The organism is Mycobacterium sp. NGS49 (assembly GCF_059812565.1).
This window is the reverse complement of sequence record NZ_JCALCX010000008.1, coordinates 129,633-148,417: the sequence shown is the minus strand read 5'-3', so window position 1 is coordinate 148,417 and position 18,785 is coordinate 129,633. Positions and strand designations below refer to the sequence as shown.

At 64.0% G+C, this 18,785-nt stretch carries 20 protein-coding genes, 1 tRNA gene and 1 pseudogene; 13 read left to right on the top strand and 9 right to left on the bottom strand.

Annotation, left to right across the window (positions count from 1 at the left end):
* Positions 1–48 precede the first annotated feature (48 nt).
* Positions 49–606: a TetR/AcrR family transcriptional regulator gene (locus AC5Y7D_RS10615; RefSeq protein WP_499923892.1), complete on the top strand. Its 558-nt coding sequence runs from the start codon at positions 49–51 to the stop codon at positions 604–606.
* Here AC5Y7D_RS10615 and AC5Y7D_RS10610 read toward each other — a convergent pair.
* On the bottom strand, positions 581–1,081 hold the full coding sequence (locus AC5Y7D_RS10610; RefSeq protein ID WP_499923705.1) for a nitroreductase family deazaflavin-dependent oxidoreductase: 501 nt from the start codon (positions 1,079–1,081) through the stop codon (positions 581–583). The two genes, AC5Y7D_RS10615 and AC5Y7D_RS10610, sit on opposite strands and share 26 nt — an antisense overlap.
* Positions 1,082–1,104: 23 nt before the next feature.
* On the bottom strand, positions 1,105–1,338 hold the full coding sequence (locus AC5Y7D_RS10605; protein ID WP_499923704.1) for a hypothetical protein: 234 nt from the start codon (positions 1,336–1,338) through the stop codon (positions 1,105–1,107).
* A gap of 302 nt (positions 1,339–1,640) precedes the next feature.
* Between AC5Y7D_RS10605 and AC5Y7D_RS10600 the strand changes: the two genes are divergently transcribed.
* Positions 1,641–2,069, top strand: coding sequence for a DUF5994 family protein (locus AC5Y7D_RS10600; protein ID WP_499923890.1), 429 nt, complete (start codon positions 1,641–1,643; stop codon positions 2,067–2,069).
* Here the strand turns inward: AC5Y7D_RS10600 and AC5Y7D_RS10595 are convergent, their stop codons facing one another.
* Positions 2,070–3,539: a flavin-containing monooxygenase gene (locus AC5Y7D_RS10595; RefSeq protein ID WP_499923702.1), complete on the bottom strand. Its 1,470-nt coding sequence runs from the start codon at positions 3,537–3,539 to the stop codon at positions 2,070–2,072.
* 250 nt (positions 3,540–3,789) lie between these two features.
* On the opposite strand from AC5Y7D_RS10595, the gene AC5Y7D_RS10590 reads away from it, so the two are divergent.
* Entirely contained in the window at positions 3,790–4,569 is a 780-nt protein-coding gene (locus AC5Y7D_RS10590; protein ID WP_499923888.1) for a class I SAM-dependent methyltransferase, read from the top strand.
* Positions 4,570–4,614: 45 nt separating this feature from the next.
* Positions 4,615–4,731: pseudogene (locus AC5Y7D_RS10585) on the top strand (transposase); the annotation flags it as partial.
* Between the two features lie 111 nt (positions 4,732–4,842).
* Here the strand turns inward: AC5Y7D_RS10585 and AC5Y7D_RS10580 are convergent.
* Together AC5Y7D_RS10580 and AC5Y7D_RS10575 are read right to left on the bottom strand one after the other, a co-directional pair.
* Positions 4,843–6,645 carry a sulfatase-like hydrolase/transferase gene (locus AC5Y7D_RS10580; RefSeq protein ID WP_499923699.1) on the bottom strand — a complete coding sequence of 601 codons (1,803 nt, stop codon included), beginning with the start codon at positions 6,643–6,645 and terminating at the stop codon, positions 4,843–4,845.
* Positions 6,638–7,105 carry an SRPBCC family protein gene (locus AC5Y7D_RS10575; RefSeq protein ID WP_499923696.1) on the bottom strand — a complete coding sequence of 156 codons (468 nt, stop codon included), beginning with the start codon at positions 7,103–7,105 and terminating at the stop codon, positions 6,638–6,640. The genes AC5Y7D_RS10580 and AC5Y7D_RS10575 overlap by 8 nt, the downstream gene beginning before the upstream one ends.
* 115 nt (positions 7,106–7,220) lie before the next feature.
* Here AC5Y7D_RS10575 and AC5Y7D_RS10570 point away from each other — a divergent pair, with 115 nt between their 5' ends.
* The 5 genes from AC5Y7D_RS10570 to AC5Y7D_RS10550 all read left to right on the top strand — a co-directional run bounded on the left by AC5Y7D_RS10570 (position 7,221) and on the right by AC5Y7D_RS10550 (position 10,488).
* Positions 7,221–7,607, top strand: coding sequence for a DUF2750 domain-containing protein (locus AC5Y7D_RS10570; RefSeq protein WP_499923695.1), 387 nt, complete (start codon positions 7,221–7,223; stop codon positions 7,605–7,607).
* A gap of 85 nt (positions 7,608–7,692) precedes the next feature.
* A complete protein-coding gene (locus AC5Y7D_RS10565; protein WP_499923693.1) occupies positions 7,693–8,610 on the top strand; it encodes an HpcH/HpaI aldolase/citrate lyase family protein in 918 nt (305 codons plus the stop codon).
* 25 nt (positions 8,611–8,635) lie between these two features.
* Positions 8,636–8,989 carry a DUF488 domain-containing protein gene (locus AC5Y7D_RS10560; protein WP_499923692.1) on the top strand — a complete coding sequence of 118 codons (354 nt, stop codon included), beginning with the start codon at positions 8,636–8,638 and terminating at the stop codon, positions 8,987–8,989.
* 12 nt (positions 8,990–9,001) lie between these two features.
* The gene (locus AC5Y7D_RS10555; protein ID WP_499923691.1) at positions 9,002–9,871 is read left to right on the top strand and encodes a TIGR03619 family F420-dependent LLM class oxidoreductase; all 870 of its coding nucleotides are present in this window, start codon (positions 9,002–9,004) and stop codon (positions 9,869–9,871) included.
* The gene (locus AC5Y7D_RS10550) at positions 9,868–10,488 is read left to right on the top strand and encodes a GNAT family N-acetyltransferase (protein WP_499923690.1); all 621 of its coding nucleotides are present in this window, start codon (positions 9,868–9,870) and stop codon (positions 10,486–10,488) included. The genes AC5Y7D_RS10555 and AC5Y7D_RS10550 overlap by 4 nt, the downstream gene beginning before the upstream one ends.
* Here the strand turns inward: AC5Y7D_RS10550 and AC5Y7D_RS10545 are convergent.
* Genes AC5Y7D_RS10545 through crcB (AC5Y7D_RS10535) form a run of 3 tightly spaced genes read right to left on the bottom strand, consistent with a single transcriptional unit; the run spans position 10,485 to position 12,339 of the window.
* On the bottom strand, positions 10,485–11,582 hold the full coding sequence (locus AC5Y7D_RS10545) for a DUF190 domain-containing protein (RefSeq protein WP_499923689.1): 1,098 nt from the start codon (positions 11,580–11,582) through the stop codon (positions 10,485–10,487). The two genes, AC5Y7D_RS10550 and AC5Y7D_RS10545, sit on opposite strands and share 4 nt — an antisense overlap.
* Positions 11,579–11,947 (bottom strand): fluoride efflux transporter CrcB, encoded by a 369-nt coding sequence (gene crcB, locus AC5Y7D_RS10540; RefSeq protein WP_499923688.1) that lies wholly within the window; start codon positions 11,945–11,947, stop codon positions 11,579–11,581. The genes AC5Y7D_RS10545 and crcB (AC5Y7D_RS10540) overlap by 4 nt, the downstream gene beginning before the upstream one ends.
* Positions 11,944–12,339, bottom strand: a complete 396-nt coding sequence (gene crcB, locus AC5Y7D_RS10535; protein ID WP_499923687.1) for a fluoride efflux transporter CrcB — start codon at positions 12,337–12,339, stop codon at positions 11,944–11,946. The genes crcB (AC5Y7D_RS10540) and crcB (AC5Y7D_RS10535) overlap by 4 nt, the downstream gene beginning before the upstream one ends.
* An 82-nt stretch (positions 12,340–12,421) precedes the next feature.
* Between crcB (AC5Y7D_RS10535) and pgm the strand changes: the two genes are divergently transcribed.
* The 4 genes from pgm (at position 12,422) to AC5Y7D_RS10515 (ending at position 15,776) form a co-directional block, all read left to right on the top strand.
* Positions 12,422–14,050, top strand: a complete 1,629-nt coding sequence (pgm, locus tag AC5Y7D_RS10530; RefSeq protein WP_499923686.1) for a phosphoglucomutase (alpha-D-glucose-1,6-bisphosphate-dependent) — start codon at positions 12,422–12,424, stop codon at positions 14,048–14,050.
* Between the two features lie 43 nt (positions 14,051–14,093).
* Positions 14,094–14,166, top strand: a tRNA-Ala gene (locus AC5Y7D_RS10525).
* Between the two features lie 77 nt (positions 14,167–14,243).
* Positions 14,244–15,335 (top strand): tyrosine-type recombinase/integrase, encoded by a 1,092-nt coding sequence (locus tag AC5Y7D_RS10520; protein WP_033719368.1) that lies wholly within the window; start codon positions 14,244–14,246, stop codon positions 15,333–15,335.
* Between the two features lie 174 nt (positions 15,336–15,509).
* Positions 15,510–15,776, top strand: a complete 267-nt coding sequence (locus AC5Y7D_RS10515) for a helix-turn-helix domain-containing protein (RefSeq protein WP_033719434.1) — start codon at positions 15,510–15,512, stop codon at positions 15,774–15,776.
* A gap of 181 nt (positions 15,777–15,957) precedes the next feature.
* Here AC5Y7D_RS10515 and AC5Y7D_RS10510 read toward each other — a convergent pair whose 3' ends face one another.
* Positions 15,958–18,672: an nSTAND1 domain-containing NTPase gene (locus tag AC5Y7D_RS10510; protein ID WP_131808357.1), complete on the bottom strand. Its 2,715-nt coding sequence runs from the start codon at positions 18,670–18,672 to the stop codon at positions 15,958–15,960.
* Between the last annotated feature and the right edge of the window lie 113 nt (positions 18,673–18,785).

Sequence of the window (18,785 nt, the reverse complement as noted above, 5' to 3'; positions counted from 1 at the left end):
GGGCGGGGCAAGACTCTGGACAAGGTGAATGTGGTCAGCGCGGAAGTCATGGCCGGCGAATCCGATCCCATCCTCGATGTGGTGGTCGAGATTCTGGAGACCGACGGCTATGACGCCGTCCAGCTGCGCGAGGTTGCCAAGCGCGCACGCACGTCGTTGAGCACCATCTATAAACGGTTCCCCACCAGGGATGCACTGATTCTGGCCGCGCTGGAACGCTGGATGGACGACAACCGCTATGCCGATCTCGCCGCGCAGACACCCGAGCCCGGCGAATCCGTGTACGACGGCCTGATCCGGATCTTCCGCACCATTTTCCAGCCCTGGGAGCATCACCCGGATATGTTGCGCGCGTACTTCCGGGTGCGGTCGGCTCCGGGAGGCCGGCAGCTGGTCAGCCGCGGCCTGGACGCCGTCATCCCCGCCACGATGGCCGTGCTCGCAGACGCCGATCCCGTCCTGGTGGACGAAGTGCCGCCGATCGTGTCCAACCTGGCCTACGGCCTGGTCGCGAGATTCGCCGCCGGGGAGATTCCCGTCACCGACATCCTGGCGACGCTGGACCGCGCCCTGTTCCGGCTTACCGCCGGCGCGGGGAAAGAATGATCACCGGGATCTCCCGCTCCGTCCAACGCTGATACTTCTCGAAGTCCGCGTAGAGATCGACCAACCGGGGCCACAATGCGGCGCGCTCCTGCGTCGATGCGACACGGGCCGAAACATCAAGGTTGCGTTGGCCTTTCACATGTATCCGGGTGTCCGGGCAGGCGACCAGGTTGAAGTACCACTGCGGATTCTTGGGGTGGCCGCCCTGCGAGGCGACGATCAAGAAGTCATCACCGTCGCGCAGATAGAGCAGCGGAGTGGTGAAGAGCTTGCCGGACTTGCGGCCGCGATGTTCGAGAAGCAGTGTTGGCACCGGCTTGTCGAAGCCGGCGCCGATGCGCCACTTGTTGCCGATGCGTCCGTTGGTCAGCTTGAAGATCGCGACGTGCGCCTTGGCCGAGTACTTGATGATCCTGCCGGTCGTGGGGGAGGTCAGGCCTTGTGGTTTCTCGTCGGGTAGCGAGAACTTCGGCATCTACTCGCCAGCCGGCCGGTTCACTAGGCCTTGGTGTACCTGCGAACCAGCTGGCCTTCCCGGAACGTCTCCGAGTGCTGCTGGCCGTTCTTGTCGCGGCCGAAGAAGGTCCACCGGCTCGACGAGCCTGCCTGCGGGGTGCTGATCATCTTGACCAGATAGGGGAGATGATCGGGAGCCACCGTGCCAATGGTGTCACCTACCCGGATCTCCGACGGGTGTATCTCGGGTGCGTCGCACCAGTTCTGTGTGGCCATGCCTCCATCCTCCACTATGTCGCGGGTGATCGCCGGTGATCAGTATTACGGCCCTGCGGTTTGGCGGCTCTGCCGGTGGCGTAGCGTCACTGACGAGCCTTTTCGTTGTCAGCGATGGTCGTCGTTCCAGGCCGTGTCCATGGGCAATGTGATTCCTCCGTCGTCCCGCACCCGCGGGGCCACGATGCCGAGCACGAAGGAATAGCCCGGATGAACCTTTTAGTCCTGTCTCGTACGACCCAAGAGGCCGGCGCTGAACTGGGGATGCGCCCGCCCGCCGCCCCGGGCCGGTGAGCTATACGCTGGGGTCGCGCCGCCACTCGACCCCGATTCGTCTCACGTTGGCGAGTGAGTTGGGGCATGAGATCGACGGGGCATGGTGGCCGCGCACCGACCGCATCGGGGTGGAGTTGCCCGAGCTGACCGTGGCGCTGCGCGCCCGACTCGGTGAGATCACCAACATCGCGGTCAACTGGCCGCCGCTGCAGCGGCCACCGGATCTGAACTGGCAGGGCTGGCAGTACAAGCACCAGCACGTGATGACGGTGACGGGCGCCGACGCACTGGCGAACGTGCTGATAATCCCGTACTCCACCAACGGCACGCTGGCACTGATGATGCTGCGTCGGGCCGCCGACCTGCCCGTCGCCGCTGCCCACCGCGACACGGTGCCGTTTCAGACCGCAGGGTCGATTCTTTTCGCCGCGCGGCAGCAACGCGCGACGACGTGACTAACCGGCAGCGGCCGGTGCCAGGAGCGATAAGAGGTCGCGTTCGCGTTTGGTCAGCTCGCTGGATGTAATGGCGCCGAACGCGGCGGCATCGCGAGCGAATTGCTGCGGCGCGTCGGGGCGCGCATCGGGGCCCTCGAGCCGGAAGCCACTCGGCGCCAGCGGGCCGAACAACAGCGCACGGCGCAGCTGCGGCCAATGCTCCAGCCGCGGCTCCACGCCGGCTGCACGGGCAAAAGTCAGGGCAACACTATCCATCCGCGTCTTGTTGCCGCGTCCGGCGTCGAGCGACTTGGGCTGGTCGGGCTCAGCGGTGACCGCGCCACTCCAGGCGTAGGCAATCCATCGGGCCTGAAGTTCAAGCGGCACAAAGTATCCCCCCGACTGGTCCCACAGGCCCATGAAGGCCAGCCCGGGTAGGTCGGGATGGAAGGTGTAGCGGTCGGCATCGAGGTGCGTCGCGCCGACGTTGAGCAGCGCCCGGATTTCTGGCTCGAGGAACGGCAGGCTCAACTGGTATCCGGTGCCGAATATGATTGCGTCGAACTCTTCGGCTCGCCCGTCGGCGAACGCCACGCACGAGCCCGTGACAGATTTCATCCACGGCCGCAACCGGATTCGGCCGGCGCCGACCAACCGCAGATATCCGTCGTTCAAGGTCAAGCCCGCCGCGGCCACCGACGGGTAAGGTGCCGGTGCCCCATAATCCGCCGGATTGCCGCCGGCCTCGACCACCAATTCCCTTATTTGGCAGTCAAATTCTGCTGCCGGTAGCGATTCTGCGGCCAAGGCGTGGTACCGGGTGAACATCGGGTGGTCCGACGGCACGTCGCCGACGAACTTCGGCAGCACGTAGCGTTGCCGTCGCTGCGTGACAGTCACTCCCGCGGCACCGCTCTCGGCGAGTTCGGTGGCGACCTCGAGGGCGCTGATCGCGCCGCCCGCCACCAGCACACGCCTACCCTGGTACGGCTCGGGCCCGCGATAGTGATAGCTGGAAGTCGCGCCGAGCGCACCGGAAAATGACCGCAGGCCAGTGACATTCGGGGTGGCCGGCACATGGAACCTGCCGGGGGCGACGACGACGCGATCGAAAGCTTCGGCGGTGCCCGAGTGATTGAGGAGCCATCCCTTATCGGCTCGCCGGAGCAGGTCGACGCGGGTGCCGAACCGGATGCGTGACGTGATGTCGAATGCATCGGCATAGCGGTGCAGGTACGCCCGAATGTCGCGGTTCGACGGGTAGGGCGAATCGGTTTCGTGAGTGAGATCGCTGAACGCCGTCAGGACGCGACTGCTGTTGGTGTGCATGGTCGGCCACACGCCGCTATGGCCTTCCAGACCGGCCCATTGCCCGCCGAGCACCGGCGCCTGTTCGAAGAGGGTCGGCTCGAAGCCCTGCGCCAGCAGCCAGCGCGCCGCGACAAGCCCGCCCGGCCCGGCTCCAATCACAGCGACAGTTCCCGTCACACCGGGAACTGTGGCACACCGTCAGGGGCGCAGGGCACTTCGGCCATGGCTCGCTGCGCAAATCGGGAGGAGCTAACGGCGTTCGTGACGTATCACCACCGCGCTCTGGACGGCTGCCGGGTTCTCGGAGTGACGACAGTGTCACCCGGATTCGCTGAGCTCATGGAATGCTGTCCGCGTGGATGACCTTTGGCAAGGGCCGGTGAGCGCCGATTGGCGCAATCTGAATTTGGCGAATTGGGAGTCGCGCGTGCCGCTGCACACCGGGCCCAACGGATACGACCTCGGCAGCTTCGACGATCGCTGCTTCTTGTCTGCAGAAGTGCGATACGACCTGCCGAGACTCGGCCGGCTCGACGGGCTTGATGTCGCTCATCTGCAATGTCACATCGGCACCGACACGATCTCTTTGTCTCGGCTGGGGCCACGTTCTACTGTGGGTCTGGATTTCTCCCCGGCCGCGCTGCGAGAAGCCCGGGATTTGGCCAGGCGCGTCAAAGCCGATGTCGGATTCGTCGAGGCCGACGTCTATGACGCAGCACAAGTACTCGGCGTTGGTCGTTACGATCTGGTCTACACCGGCATTGGCGCGCTGTGCTGGATTCCCAGTATCCGCCGCTGGGCCGATGTTGTCGCAAGCCTGCTCCGGCCGGGCGGGCGGCTGTTCATGAGGGAAGGCCATCCGGTCCTGTGGTCGCTGTGCGATCCACGGCCCGACGGGCTATTGGTCGTTGAATACCCGTACTTTGAAACTGAGGGCATACTGTTCATCGAGCACGACTCTTATGCTGGGACCGGAACTGTCGCCGCACCCCAGATGATCCATTTCAACCATGGGCTCGGTGAAATCTTCACGGCTCTCACCGACGCCGGACTGGCGGTCACTGCCCTTGAAGAGCATCGCGAAGTCCCATGGAATCCGTTGGGGGATGCGATGATCCCTAGTCCGGACTTCGACGGCGAATTCATCCTCGCCGAAGGTGCCGACCGGATTCCGCTGACCTACACCGTTGAAGCAGTCAAACGTTAGACCACGTCGACGGCAGGTGCTTTTGTGCGCGTCCAGAGCATGCGCAAGAAACGCCTCGACAAAGAAATCTGCCGCCGCACCGGTATTGCCGGAATCTTCCCCGAACGCGACGCCCTGTCCCGCCTCGTCGGCGCTGTGCTGGCCGGACAACACGACGAATGGGCCCATTGTTCTTCCGACCAGGTGCTGGCGCAGGGTTCCGAGCTTGCCCGGTGTTGCCACGAGTTCCTGGGAAAGCTGCAGCCCGTCGGGTAGATGCAAACTGCTTGCGCTCTAACGGAACCGCCCCAACACCCGGCGCACCAGACCTTCGGACTCACCCGTCGGAGGCTGCCGGTTGACGTACGGCCACGGCTTATTGCGCTCCGGCACCGACGACGCCCGGGCCTGTTTGAGTTGCATGCGTAGATGCTGCCGCAACTCATGCAGATCCGGATCGGTCCAACGGTTTTCGGCCTCAACGGGGTCGGCGGTCAGGTCATAGAGTTCCCACTGGTCGTCGATGGGATCGGTGCGGTACGCCTCGCCGCCGATCCCGTTGGCCGCCAGGTGGCGCACTCCGGGCTCGGTCCAGGTGGCCGGGTCGTCGAAGGTACGCACCAATTTCCACAGATGCCCCGAGCCACCGTCTTCCTCCGCTACCCGCACGACCAGGCCCTCGAAATTGGAGGCCACATGCGCGGGAAGCTTGATGCGAAGGGGTGCAGGGGGATTGACGTCGCGGCCCAGTTGGCGTGCCAGCGCGGAGGCGCCGGTGTCGCCTTCGAGCACATTGTCGCGGGTCATCAGATAGACGGCTCGGCCTTCATCGGCCGGTTCACCGCCCACGACGGGCATCAGGTCGCGGCCGGGCAGCGGGTGCACCTCGGAGAACGACTTGGACAGTTCCGCCGCTGTCGCGTCGACGTCGATGCCCGCCGCGCTCAGCAGGGTCGGCACCAGGTCGACGTGCGACGTCGGTGCCGCGACAGTGCGGGCCTGTGTCGCGTTGGCGCCGATGCGGGCGATCACGAACGGAACCCGGGTGGCCTCGTCGTACAGGTTGAACCACTTCTGGTGCAGGCCGCCGTGGGCACCCAGCAGGTCACCGTGGTCGGACGTGCGCACCAGCACGGCATTGTCGGAGCCGCCCTCGGTGACAGCTCGACGTACTCGGTCGATCGGTGTGTCCACCTCGGCGTGTAGCCGGTAGTAGAGGTCCCGGTACCGCTGCCCGTTGCGCCTGTAGGAGCGACTCACCGCCGGCGTCGGACCGTATCCCGAGTAGTAGGCCTCGCGGAAGGCGATCTGCGCGGCGGGCTTGGTGGACAGGTCCTCGTCGGCGGTGGGGGCCGGCGGCACCTGCGGCGGGTCCAGCGGCGACGGCTGCAGCGGGCTGCGCCGCACCCAGGCCGGGAACAGCACGATGTCGTGCGGGTTCACGAAGCTGGCCACCAGCAAGAACGGACGCATCGCGGCCGCGTCACCGGCACGGCGCCGGGCATAGCGGTCACCCAGCCACGCGACGACCCGCTCGGCGATCAGTGGGTCACGGCGGTATCCGCTGTTGGCGTTCCCCGCGCCGTGCGGCTCGGGCCCCACCCAGCCGGAGAAGCCGTATGCGTCGAGCCGGTCGGCGTCGAGGTAACGCTGGACGGCCGCCGGATCGACATTGCCGTCGTCGTCGTTGGTGGCCAGGGATCCGCCGGTCGCGGGGTCTTCCAGGTCGGCGTGCGATATGTGCCACTTGCCGTCGTAATGCGTGTCGTAGCCGGCCGCGCGAAACCAGTTGCCCAGGGTGGGCACCTCGCCGGCGCGCAGCCAGCGCAACCGCGAATCGTCGAAGCGCTTGCCGATGCCGTCGGTCTGGGTGACGCCGTGCAGGTCGGGGTACTGGCCGGTGAAGATCGTCGGACGGCTCGGCACGCAGGCCAGCGAACCGGTGTAGTGGCGGGTGAAGTTCACCCCGTGCTCGTCGAACCAGCGGCGACCGGTCAGCGTTTGCCGGCGCCAGGCGAGCAGCTCGTCGGGCTCGTAGGGCGGCACCGCCCGCTCCTCGTCGGTCATCACGATGACGATGTCGGGGCGGTCAGACATGCGTGTTCTCCATTCGTTGTGCCAAGCCGGCGAGCAGCGCATCGGACTGCTTGGCCAGGACCCGTAGTGCCACCCATTCGGCCATCCGGGCGGGCCGGCCGGTGCCCACCTCGATCGTGCTGATCAGCGCCACCACCGTTTGGGCACCGACCGGTCGCAACGTCCAGCGGTTGGCGACCCTGCGCAACCTGGAGGGCAGGCCTTCGATGTCGTAGGCCAGTGTCGAGGGTGGGTCGAACTCGGTGATGCGCTCGACCAGTGTGTTGGGACCCACCTGTACTCGCCGCGTCATGCCCAAGGGCCCGCCGTCGGGACCGTCGTTGAGCACGCACGAGTGGTCGATGCCTTCAGCCCAGGAACGCAGGGCGCCGAAATCGGCGAGGACATCCCAAATCGCCTGCGGCTGCGCCGCTATGGTCCGGCTGCGGCTGATCTCTCCCACCCCGCCATCCAACACCATGACGTGACTTCTGTCGGGAGTCTGGCCGGCTTGCACCCCCGGACTACGCGGACATCCCGGGCGAACCTCCGCGTATTATTTGCGTAAGCGACTATTTCTGTAGGTATGGTACGACATGCCTTTGCACCTGAAAGCCGAACTGGACGCTCGGTATCAGCGCTTCGTGAACCGCGTCCGCGCCGAAGGGGAAGTCTGGGTGCTCGTCGACCCCGACATGCAGGGTGCGTGGGTGGAGTCCAACCAATACCAGGGCGCCGACGGCGGAGCCGTCGTCGTGCACCTCGTCTTCTCGTCCGCGGCCTATGCGCGTCAGCATGCCACCGGGCCTTGGGCGCAGCTGGCACCCATAGCGCTGGACCTGGACGTTTTCCTCGACGGCCCGCTGCGGCGGATGCATGAGGAGGACGAGCTGATCGGGCCCGACTTCAACTCCGACCTTGCCGGGGTCGAGGTGGAGCCGCTCGATTTGGCGCGGGCGCTGCTCGGCGAACCGGCGTTGTAGGTCACGCCGCTGCGGGTGTCGTGCTGTCGCTACGGTAATGGGCGACTAGTTCGGCACCGACCGGGAAAAGGTGGCAGACCACGCAATGTATGACCAAGCCAATTACGACGCGACGGATCCCGCCGATGTCGGCTCGCGCATCGATCCGGTGCTGGCCCGGAGTTGGCTCCTGGTCAACGGCACGCACGCCGACCGGTTCCAGGCCGCTGCACACTCCCGCGCCGACATCGTGGTGTTCGACATCGAGGACGCGGTAGCGCCCAAGGACAAGGTCACTGCCCGCGACAACGTGGTGCGCTGGCTCAACGGGGGCACCAACGACTGGGTCCGGGTCAACGGCTTCGGCACCCCGTGGTGGGCCGATGACCTCGCGCAGCTGGCCGACACCGCGGTGGGCGGGGTGATGCTGGCGATGGTCGAATCGGTGGACCATGTCACCGAAACTGTCAAGCGCCTGCCCAATGTGCCGATCGTGGCGCTGGTGGAGACCGCCCGCGGTCTGGAGCGCATCACCGAGATCGCCGCGGCCAAGGGCACCTTCCGGCTCGCATTCGGCATCGGCGACTTCCGGCGTGACACCGGCTTCGGCGAAGAACCGGCGACCCTGGCCTACGCGCGGTCGCGGTTCACCATCGCGGCGAAGGCGGCCGGCTTGCCCAGCGCGATCGACGGGCCCACCATCGGTTCCAACCCGCTGAAGCTGATCGAGGCCACGGCGGTGTCCGTGGAGTTCGGGATGACCGGCAAGATCTGCCTCTCACCGGACCAGTGCGCTGTGGTGAACGAGGGACTGTCTCCTTCGCAGGATGAAATAGGCTGGGCCAAAGAGTTTTTCGCCGAATTCGAGCGCGACGGCGGCGAGATCCGTAACGGGTCGGACCTGCCGCGCATTGCCCGGGCCACCAAGATCCTCGATCTGGCCCGGTCCTACGGCATCGTGGCGTCGGAGTTCGAGGACGAGCAGGTGCACTCGCCGGCTCCGTCGGACACCTACCACTACTGAGTCGAAAAGCTCAGTGGCGCAGCCTATGAGCGTTCGCACCCGAAGGATCTACGACGACGTCAGTGCCGAGGACGGTCAACGCGTGCTGGTCGATCGGATCTGGCCGCGCGGAGTCCGCAAGGATGACCCGCGGGTCGGCATCTGGTGCAAGGACGTCGCGCCGTCAAAGGAACTGCGGGAGTGCTACCACCGCCAGCCGGACCGGTTCGAGGAGTTCGCGGCGCGATACGAGGCCGAACTGGCCGGCAGCCCGGCGCTGGCCGAGCTTCGCGAGCGGGCCCGGCGGGGTGTGGTGACCGTGGTCACCGCGAGTCGTCACCCGGAGAATAGTCATGCGATTGTGTTGGCAAAGCTGCTCGGGAGTCGCAGACCCACGTGAGAACATCGTGGGATGCAGCTGGGATTGCACGCGCTGGGCGTCGGGTCCGGTGCTGACCGGACGGTGATCGACGCCGTCGCCGCGGCGGCCGACCGCCACGGTTTCGCAACCTTGTGGGCGGGCGAACACGTCGTGATGGTGGACCGATCCGAGTCCCGGTACCCCTACTCCGATGACGGTGTGATCGCTGTTCCCGCGCAAGCGGATTGGCTGGACCCGTTCATCGCGCTGAGCTTCGCCGCGGCGGCGTCCGCGCGGATCAGACTGGCGACCGGTGTGTTGCTGTTGCCCGAGCACAACCCAGTGATCGTGGCCAAACAGGCGGCCAGTTTGGACAGGCTCAGCGGCGGTCGGCTGACGCTGGGGGTCGGCGTCGGCTGGTCCCGGGAGGAGTTCGAGGCACTCGGCGTGCCCTTTGAACGGCGCGCGGCGCGGACGGCTGAATATGTTGCCGCGATACGCACGCTGTGGCGCGCGGACGTCGCATCCTTCGACGGACAGTTCGTCGGATTCGACTCGATTCGGGTCAATCCCAAACCTTTTGCCGGCCAGGGGATCCCGATTGTGGTCGGCGGCAACAGCGACGCGGCGCTGCGTCGGGTGGCCGCCTGGGGCGACGGTTGGTACGGCTTCAACCTGGACGGCGTCGCCGCGGTGCGCGAGCGGGTCGGCCGGCTCGAGAAGTTGTGTGCCGAAGCCGACCGCGACCGAGCCGGTTTGCGACTGGCGGTAGCCTTGGCCGAGCCCAGGATCGATGATGTGGGTGCGTTGGCCGAACTCGGCATCGACGAACTGGTGCTGGTGCACGCGCCGCCGGACAACGCCGAGGTGGTGCCCGGCTGGATTTCGGCATTGGCAGACGAATGGAAGTCCGCGCTATGAACCAAACACTGCTACCGCGGGAACTGACCGACCTCCCCGAGGAGATCCGGCGGGTGCCGGCACCTCCGACACCGGAGGTGCCGACGCCCTATGCCGTTCGTCTGGCCGATCCCGATTCCGACGCCGAACTGGTCGCCGAGTGGATGAGCCGGCCGCACCTGCAACGCACGTGGGGGCAGGCATGGCCGGCATCACGATGGCGGCAGTACCTGCTGGCCCAACTCGACGGCAGTTATTGCAGGCCCTTCATCGGCAGCATCGACGGGCACAACCATGGCTACGTTGAGCTCTACCGTGCCGCCAAGGATTTGATCTCCACCCAGTACGAGTGTGGTCCCTGTGATCTGGGCGTGCGGCCGGCGCTGGCCGACCTGGAAGTGCTGAACAAAGGTATGGTGCTGTTGCTGCTGCCGCATTTCGTGGCCAGCGTGTTCAATGCCGAACCGCAATGCCGCCGGATCATGTTCGATCCCGATCATCGCAACACGGCGTTGCGCGAGTTCTGCGAGAGCGGCGGCTGCGTCTTCCTGGGCGAACACGACAGTGTGAACCGGCGGCGAGCGCTCTACGTGTTGCCCCGCACCCTGGATGACTTGCCCCGGCTGCGGGATGTCTAGTAGTCGTAATCAGCCAACGGTGTCTCGGGGGTGCGTGGCGTGCCGTCCAGCGACATGGCCGCCGGGACCATCTCGCTGGTGACCAGTCCGTGGTGGGCGGTCAGCTCGTCGACGATGGCGAAGCTGCGGGCGATGGCTTGGGGAGTGTCGACCACGATGGTCATCAGCGGAACCTTGCGTGCGAGCTGAAAAAGCTTGTCCCCGTGGGGTTTATGATCGCCGTGAAATCCCCAGATGCCGCGCAGCACGGTCGCGCCCCTGGCCGCCTGGGACCGCATCAGTCGCTGCACGATCGCCCGGTGAATCGGCTGCGCCTCGTCGTGGTCGATGTCGGCGGTGTGCACCATGAGCTTCTGCCACAGCGTGCGTCCCTGGGTGTCGGTGGACGGTAGCTCCTGCGGGCGGGCGAACAACTCGCCGTCGCGCTTGCACAGCCGTACCCGCTCGACGGTCATCAGCGGGTTGGGCAACAAGTTTGCCAGTTCCGTGGCCGCGGCCGACACCTGCGGGGGCAGGCCGACGCCGATGATCATCTGCGGCACGTTGACATTGCGGCCGAAGAACCTGGCTCGCTGACGCTGGCCGTAAGCGGTGCCGTCGACGCCGAGAAGCACTGTTGCGCCGGCGAATCCGTGGCGATACAGCAGTTCGCAGACGGCGTAGTGGGCCGCCTTGCCCGCGACGCGCACCTGGCGGCCCACGTAGATGGTCAGCTTGGCGGCGTCTCCGGTGCGGCTGTCGATCTCGCTGAGCGAATCGGTACCGCTGTCCCGGGTGATCAGGCGCGCGCGTTCCAGCGTTACCAGCCCGTTGCCGGTCATCGCGGTGACGTCGTCGACCAGGGTGCGGATCTTCGACTCGACGTCGACGGCAGCTATCGTCACCGGCGGGTCTTCGGACAGGCTCAGCGAGACATCGCTGTGCAGGCCGCCGGTGGGCCCGAAACTTGCGACGCCTCGCATCATCACGCTGGTGGCCACGCCGTGGGCGCCGAAGAGGTCCAGCATCTCGTCGGCCAGGAATCGTCGCGGTTTGCCGACGACGCGCTGCCGCTCGCCGAAGTACGCTGTCAGCTTCAGGCTCTTTTCGCTCATATCAGCCCCGCGATCCGTTGACCCAGCACAACCGCGGCCAACCCGAGTAGCACGCTGACGGCGAGATTGGCGAACGCAGCCAGCAGCTGGCGTTCTTCGCCGAGGCGCTGGGTTTCCAGCATCCAGGTGGAGAAGGTGGTGTACGCACCGACGAACGCTGTCCCGATCAACAGCGACACGTCCTTGGGTAGCGCCAGGCTGGTGAGGAACCCGAGCAGCGCGGCGCCGGTGACATTGACGGTCAGGGTGCCGTAGGGGAATGGCCGGCCCACCCGCCGGCCAACCGTGCGATCGACCAGAAACCGGACCACCGAACCGGTGCCGCCGATGACCATGACGCCCAACCAGACCAGAACCGTCGTCATCGGATGCGGGCCCGACGTACCAGGGCCGTGGCCAGGTATACCGCGACGAGTCCGAGCGCGATGCTCACGACCGTGTAGGTAAGGGCCAGCAGCCAGTGACCGTGTTCGATCATCTTGACGGTCTCGACCTGCATGGTGGAGAAAGTGGTCAGGCCGCCGCACAATCCGGTGCCCAGGAGCGGGCGGCGATAACTCGAGAGCGGCAGCCTTTCCAGCAGTCGGGTGGTGAAATAGCCCACCAGAAATGCGCCGAGGATGTTGACCACGAATGTCGGCCACGGCCATCGTGCCGGATCGGGGACCGCCAGAGTGGCCAGCGCCGCCCGGGCCAGCGAGCCGAGCGCACCGCCGGCGAAGATGGCCGCCAACTCTCGATAGTCAGGCCGTGCCACGGGGCTGTTTCCTTCCGGTCTGCCAACTGTGCGCCTAAGCAGCCTAGGGTGCGGCTGGCCGCTACGGGCAGAATTAGGAGCCATGGCCCACCCGCGAGCCGGTCAGCCGGCCCAGCCCGAAGACCTCGTCGATCTGCCTCACCTGGTGACGGCTTATTACACGATCGAGCCCGATCCCGACAACGTTGCTCAGCAGGTGGTGTTCGGGACCTCGGGTCATCGGGGTTCGGCGTTGAACGGTGCGTTCAACGAGTCCCACATTCTGGCGACCACCCAGGCGATCGTCGAGTACCGTGCGGCGCAGGGGACCACCGGACCGTTGTTCATCGGCCGCGATACCCACGGCCTTTCCGAACCGGCCTGGGTGTCGGCCCTGGAGGTGCTGGCCGCGAACGACGTGCCCGTGATGGTGGACAGTCGGGACCGTTACACACCGACGCCTGCGATCAGCCATGCAATCCTGACCTACAACCGCGGGCGTACCGAGGGGCTGGCCGACGGGATCGTCGTGACTCCGTCGCACAATCCGCCGCCGGACGGCGGCTTCAAGTACAACCCGCCCAACGGTGGTCCGGCCGACAGTGCCGCAACCGGCGTGATTGCCAAGCGCGCCAACGAGATCCTGCGCGACGTGTCCGCTGTTCGGCGGGTGCCGCTGTCGCGTGCGCTGGGCGCGGTGCAGCGCCACGACTTTCTCGGCGCCTATGTCGACGACCTGGTCAATGTGATCGACCTCGACGCCATCCGCAGCGCCGGGGTGCGCATCGGCGCCGACCCGCTGGGCGGGGCCAGCGTCGACTATTGGGGCGAGATCGCTGCGCGGCATGGCCTGGATCTGACCGTGGTCAATCCGTTGGTGGACGCGACTTGGCGGTTCATGACATTGGATCACGACGGCAAGATCCGGATGGACTGCAGCTCACCCGATGCGATGGCGTCGCTGATTGCGAATAGGGATCGCTACCAGATCGCCACCGGCAACGACGCCGACTCCGACCGGCACGGCATCGTCACACCCGATGGGGGACTGCTGAATCCGAATCACTATCTGGCCGTGGCGATCGACTATCTCTACACCCACCGGCCGTCGTGGCCGGCCGGAATGGGCGTCGGCAAGACGGCGGTGAGTTCCTCGATCATCGACCGCGTGGTCGCGGGTATCGGCCGGGAACTGGTGGAGGTGCCCGTCGGATTCAAGTGGTTCGTCGACGGATTGATCGGCGGGACAATCGGTTTCGGGGGTGAGGAGTCGGCCGGGGCGTCGTTCTTGCGGCGCGACGGCTCGGTGTGGACCACCGATAAGGACGGGATCATTCTGGCATTGCTGGCCTCGGAGATGCTGGCGGTGACCGGTCTGACGCCGTCACAACGGTATGCGCAGCTGACCTCGTCGTATGGCGAGCCGTTCTACGCGCGGGTGGATGCGCCGGCCGACCGCGAGCAGAAGGCCCGGTTGGCGCGGTTGTCGGCCTCGGAGGTGACCGCCACGGAGCTGGCGGGGGAGCCGATCGTGGCGAAGCTGACCGCCGCCCCCGGCAACGGTGCGCCGCTGGGCGGGCTGAAGGTGACCACGGCCAACGCGTGGTTCGCCGCGCGTCCGTCGGGCACCGAGGACGTCTACAAGATCTACGCCGAGTCATTCCTGGGGGCTGCCCACCTGGCGGAGGTGCAGGCGACGGCGCGGGAGGTGGTCAACGGCGCGATCGGGTGACTTTGAACGCGTGTGGCCGGTGGTGTAGCTTCGATGAGCACGCGGGGCTATGGCGCAGCTGGTAGCGCACCACACTGGCAGTGTGGGGGTCAGGGGTTCGAGTCCCCTTAGCTCCACCGAGAAATAGCAGGTCAGAGAGTTTCGCTGATTTTCCCGTCAACATAGCGGTCAACATCAGGCGTATTCTGCCTGCATGGCGACACTTCGACTGCGCACCCGCAAGGACGGTAGCTCCTATACGTCGGTGCTGTTCCGAGCCAATGGCAAGCAGTCGTCGCTGTCGTTCGACGACCACGTCAGGGCAGTCCGGTTTCAGGAATTGGTCAATCAGGTGGGCCCGGCCAAGGCCCTCGAGGTCATGGCTGTCACCGAACGTCAGGGCTTGTCGCTGACGGTCGAAGAATGGATCGACCATCACATTGACCACCTGACCGGCGTCGAGCCTGGGACCTTGCGCCGCTATCGGTCGTATCTAGCCAACGACATCGCGCCCGTGTTGGGTGTCATTCCGCTGGCGGCGTTGTCCCGTGACGACATCGCGCTGTGGGTGAATGCGATGTCGGAGGAAGGCGCGTCCGGCAAGACAATTGCTAACAAGCAGCGGTTCTTATCCGGGGCGATGAATGCTGCCGTTGCGGGCGGGCACATCGCTATGAATCCATGTCGTGGACTGCGGCTGCCTCGATGGGAGCGGCGGGAGATGGTGTTCCTGACCGAATCCGAGTTCGCCGTCCTTCGGAATGCTGTGACCGAGTATTGGCGGCCTCTGGTCACTTTCCTCGTTGCGTCCGGGGTTCGGTGGAGCGAGGCAACGGCATTGCGACCTGACGACGTTGACCGGGTGCAAGGCACTGTGCGGATATCCCGGGCCTGGAAGGCCGACGACGAGGGCGTCAGACTTGGACCTCCGAAGTCGGCTAAATCCGTGCGCACAATCAACGTCGCCGACAATGCCCTCGCGACGCTGGACTACTCCGGCTCGTGGCTCTTCACTAATCGGGTCGGGGACTATGTGCGCGCACAGGGCTTCACGCGGCGGGTGTGGGCCCCGGCTGTCAAGCGTGCGGCGCTTGGCAAGACACCTCGGATTCACGACCTGCGGCACACCTGTGCCTCGTGGATGATCGCTGACAACGTGCCGCTGGCTGTCGTACAGCAACATCTGGGACACGAGTCGATCGAGACGACCGTAGGGACGTACGGACATTTGGACCGGCGGAGCGCGCAGGCAGCCGCCAGTGCCATAAGCGCTCGGTTGGAGATTGGGCGTGCGTCGACCACGTGACGTCGCCTGTGCGGAAAATTGGTTCGCGAGCGATGTCGCGTTAAGCGAATCCAGGGCTTAGCGTAGATGCATGGAACTGTCGGCATCGATTGCGCTCTTGGGCAATCGATGTCATTCGGTTCGTGCAAGGACAGCTTGTCTCGCAACAGGTTTCATAAAGACACGGGATCCATCTTGACTGGGCCGCTGACATATGATCTTGCCGAGGCCGCCGAGCGAATCGGCGGCGTGTCGGAGAAATGGTTGGCCGCTCAACTGCGGGCGGGCAAGCTACAGGGGCGAAAAGTCGGTAGGAAGTGGCGGATGACCCTCGGCGACATCGAATCGGCGGTGGAAATGTTTCGTGTTGTGCCGCAAGATGTTTCGGCAGAGCAGTATCAGCCAGGCGAGGTGAAGTCGTCAGGCCTGACCCAAACCAGTCGTCGTCGCTTCGCGTCGTAGAAGCCAGTCGACGCACCGGGGGCTGCGCATGTTTTGATTTCGACATCAGAAACCCCGCCTTGCGGGCTTTGAGGGGACTGTGTGACTCAGCCCGCGTCGGCGTTCTGACTAAGTCGTTAGTCGGACGAGATTCGCACACTGAAGCGACATTCCCGTGCAGCTGCGCCCTCTGGCACCATTATCATTGATTCCTAGCAGGAGTTTGCACGTCCAACCCCGCGTACTTTGCCCACGATCGAAAATGACCGCCAACACTTCGCGTCGTTCCGTCGGTCCACTTTGAATGAGCGGCGCTCGCAATTGCCTGTCCCACATCCCGCGGCGAGCAACGCGGATTAGCCTCGATCGCGGCGAGGCCCTCCCGGCCGCCGGGCACACCGGCTAGCAGCTGTTGTAGATGGCCGGGGTTTACTTGCCCATCTTGCACGACTTCGGCGACGGCAAGCCGACATTTGCGATCCACCGATACACTGACCGCCCCGAGGGCTACCAAGGTGCCAAGGGCTTCCCGGTCTTTCGCGTGGCTGGGCATCTCAATCTCAACTTCTACCGAGAGCCGTTTCAACAATTCAATCGCGCGCCGGGGAGCGATATAGGGAACTCCTGCCCTCACACGCAATGGCGTCCGTTGGCCGAGTAAGCGGAGAGTCGGAGTAGATAAGCCCTCATTGGTCGGGGAATACTCGGTTCCCTGACGAATTACAAGACCCGCATACTCAAACCAGAATAGAAATGCTCGTGCGTACGCTATCCAAGAACTAGAAGCAACATCGACGGCGGGGAACGCGTTTGGTAGCTCTCTCGCAAAGCTATCGAGAGTTACTACATCGTCATTACGCTCAGCTAACGTCCGCAGAGTTGAATATGCGCGGTGCCTTCTGAGTGAGTCGGCAACGAGTCTCCGCATTGCAGACTCTCGGTCGCTTGAAGCTAGTACTTGCTCGACGAGTTTGACTCGATTCGGTTCCTGCGCAGTCACGCCGAGCAGCCGAAGTTCGCGGGACAGGTTAAAGATTGCACGGTCGCTGGTGCCGAGCTCAGTCTCAAGTCGTTGAACACTGATGTCCCCGCCCGCCGCGACCACTAAGGGAAGCAGCCTAGCAACACTACGGGGTGTCTGCCGAAGAATGTACGAGTCCTGAACAGGTATCCGTCCGGTATTGAGAAAGTCGCGAAAGGTGTCCCAATAGGTGTCGAGGCGGTCACCAACTTGGACCAATAGCCGCCGATCGACCAATGACTGAACTGGATCCGGGCCGAATCGTTCAGTAACTTCGCGGGCCGAAATTGGAGCATATCTCGCCACGTGGCGAACAACCTCGTGTTCTGTCGGGTTGAGTTCCGCCAGGTCAGCCGAAAATAGACCAACAACGTTCAGCGATTCGGCCAGCAATTGTTCCTGTGTAGCACCCTCTCTTAGTTCTTTGAGTACATGGTCTGCAAGTTTTTTCAGTAGCCACGGTAGTCCCTGGCTGTACACGCGTAAGCGTGACCTCAAATCAGGCAATAGGCGCGTGAGCGCTTGATCAGCTAGACGCTTGAGCAGCACCGTCACTTCGCTGGGTCCAAATGTATCGATTACGACGACCGAACCTGCCGACCGGATATCATCACGTAATTTATAGGGGTGGTTTTCCGTCCAGCCCACCAAGTCGGTTTTCCAAGCAAACCCCACAATGAGAGGACCATCAATTTCCCGACAGCTAAGTGCCAGGTCCCTGAACGTACGGGTCAGTTCAGCATTGCTGAAAACGTTTTCGAATTGGTCGAAAAATATCAATAGTGGGCGATCGGTTTCTAGCCACTTAGCTTCGATCAGTGTAGCGACAGCACTGTCGAGACTGGCCCAGCTAGCGTTACTCGGCAATTCAAGTATCCCCGCAGCGTGCGCTTCGGTACCAGTCTTCCGCAGGACCTCTACCACGTACCTAGGTTGATCAGCCGTTCTTGTATCGAGAACGATCCCTACCCCGCTAACTCGCCTGACAAGGTCTTGCATTTTAAGGGCTAGACTTGACTTGCCCCAACCTGATTGCGCATTTAGGACGACGATGCTCCCAGTCTCGGCGGTCAAAAACCCGCGCAGACGATCCACCGCAATGCGCCGACCAACAAAATACTTCGGCGACGCTGGCAACTGATACTCAAAATCAGAGGTCGATCCTGCAACTTGCGCTAGAAGCACATTCTCTGTCTGAGGAGTGAGCGAACTCACCGGAGGTGGGCCGCCACCTCCCACATCAAGAACCGAAAGCCCGGTTGAATATTCGGACGCGCGCATCAACTCGATTACCGAATTGGGGACTTCGCCTTCACTGCTCCACATCCCAACATTTAACGGAGTGCGTTCGACGGGATCCAAGACTATCGCAGCTGCAAAAACACCAGACTCCGTAATTACTACAGTGAAATCGCTAGTATCCGCAGTCGATGGAGGCTGCTGGACTATTAACCCAGCTTGCTTCAAGGCAGCAGCGATTGCATTACCGCTTAAGTATTGAAAATTGTTGTCGTTGCGGGTGATTTCTTGCGCCTTCTCTTCACCCTCCGGCGTCAGCCGTGGTAAAGCGCACATCAATCCGAATGCCTGCGGATCTTCGAAACGTTCAATTATCAGCTTGCCGTAGAAGTTTGTCAGCTCGGCAGCCCTGACATTTCGACTGAATGCCTTACATTCAGCGATCGCGGTACCGCGAGTGAGCTTGTGTTTTGCCTTGACGTCAAGCTCGATTCCGTCGGAGGTGACGTTGAGGTTCTGGGTTTGAGGTTCCTCAAAGCCGAACTGATTGGCCAGCAGATTCGCAATGAAGCGCTCGAACAACTCGCCTTTAGCCTTGTTTGTAGAGGAGGGCGGCAAGACGAGCACCTGTGCATCCTGGACTGCCAGTGACTTCATGCGGCTACCGTACGTGCTTCGTTTCAGCGGGACCACCAACGATCGACTACCTCAGCTCAGCTACATGCCTCTCCGACGCTTACACTCACGGGTTGGTTCCACATCTGATCGGC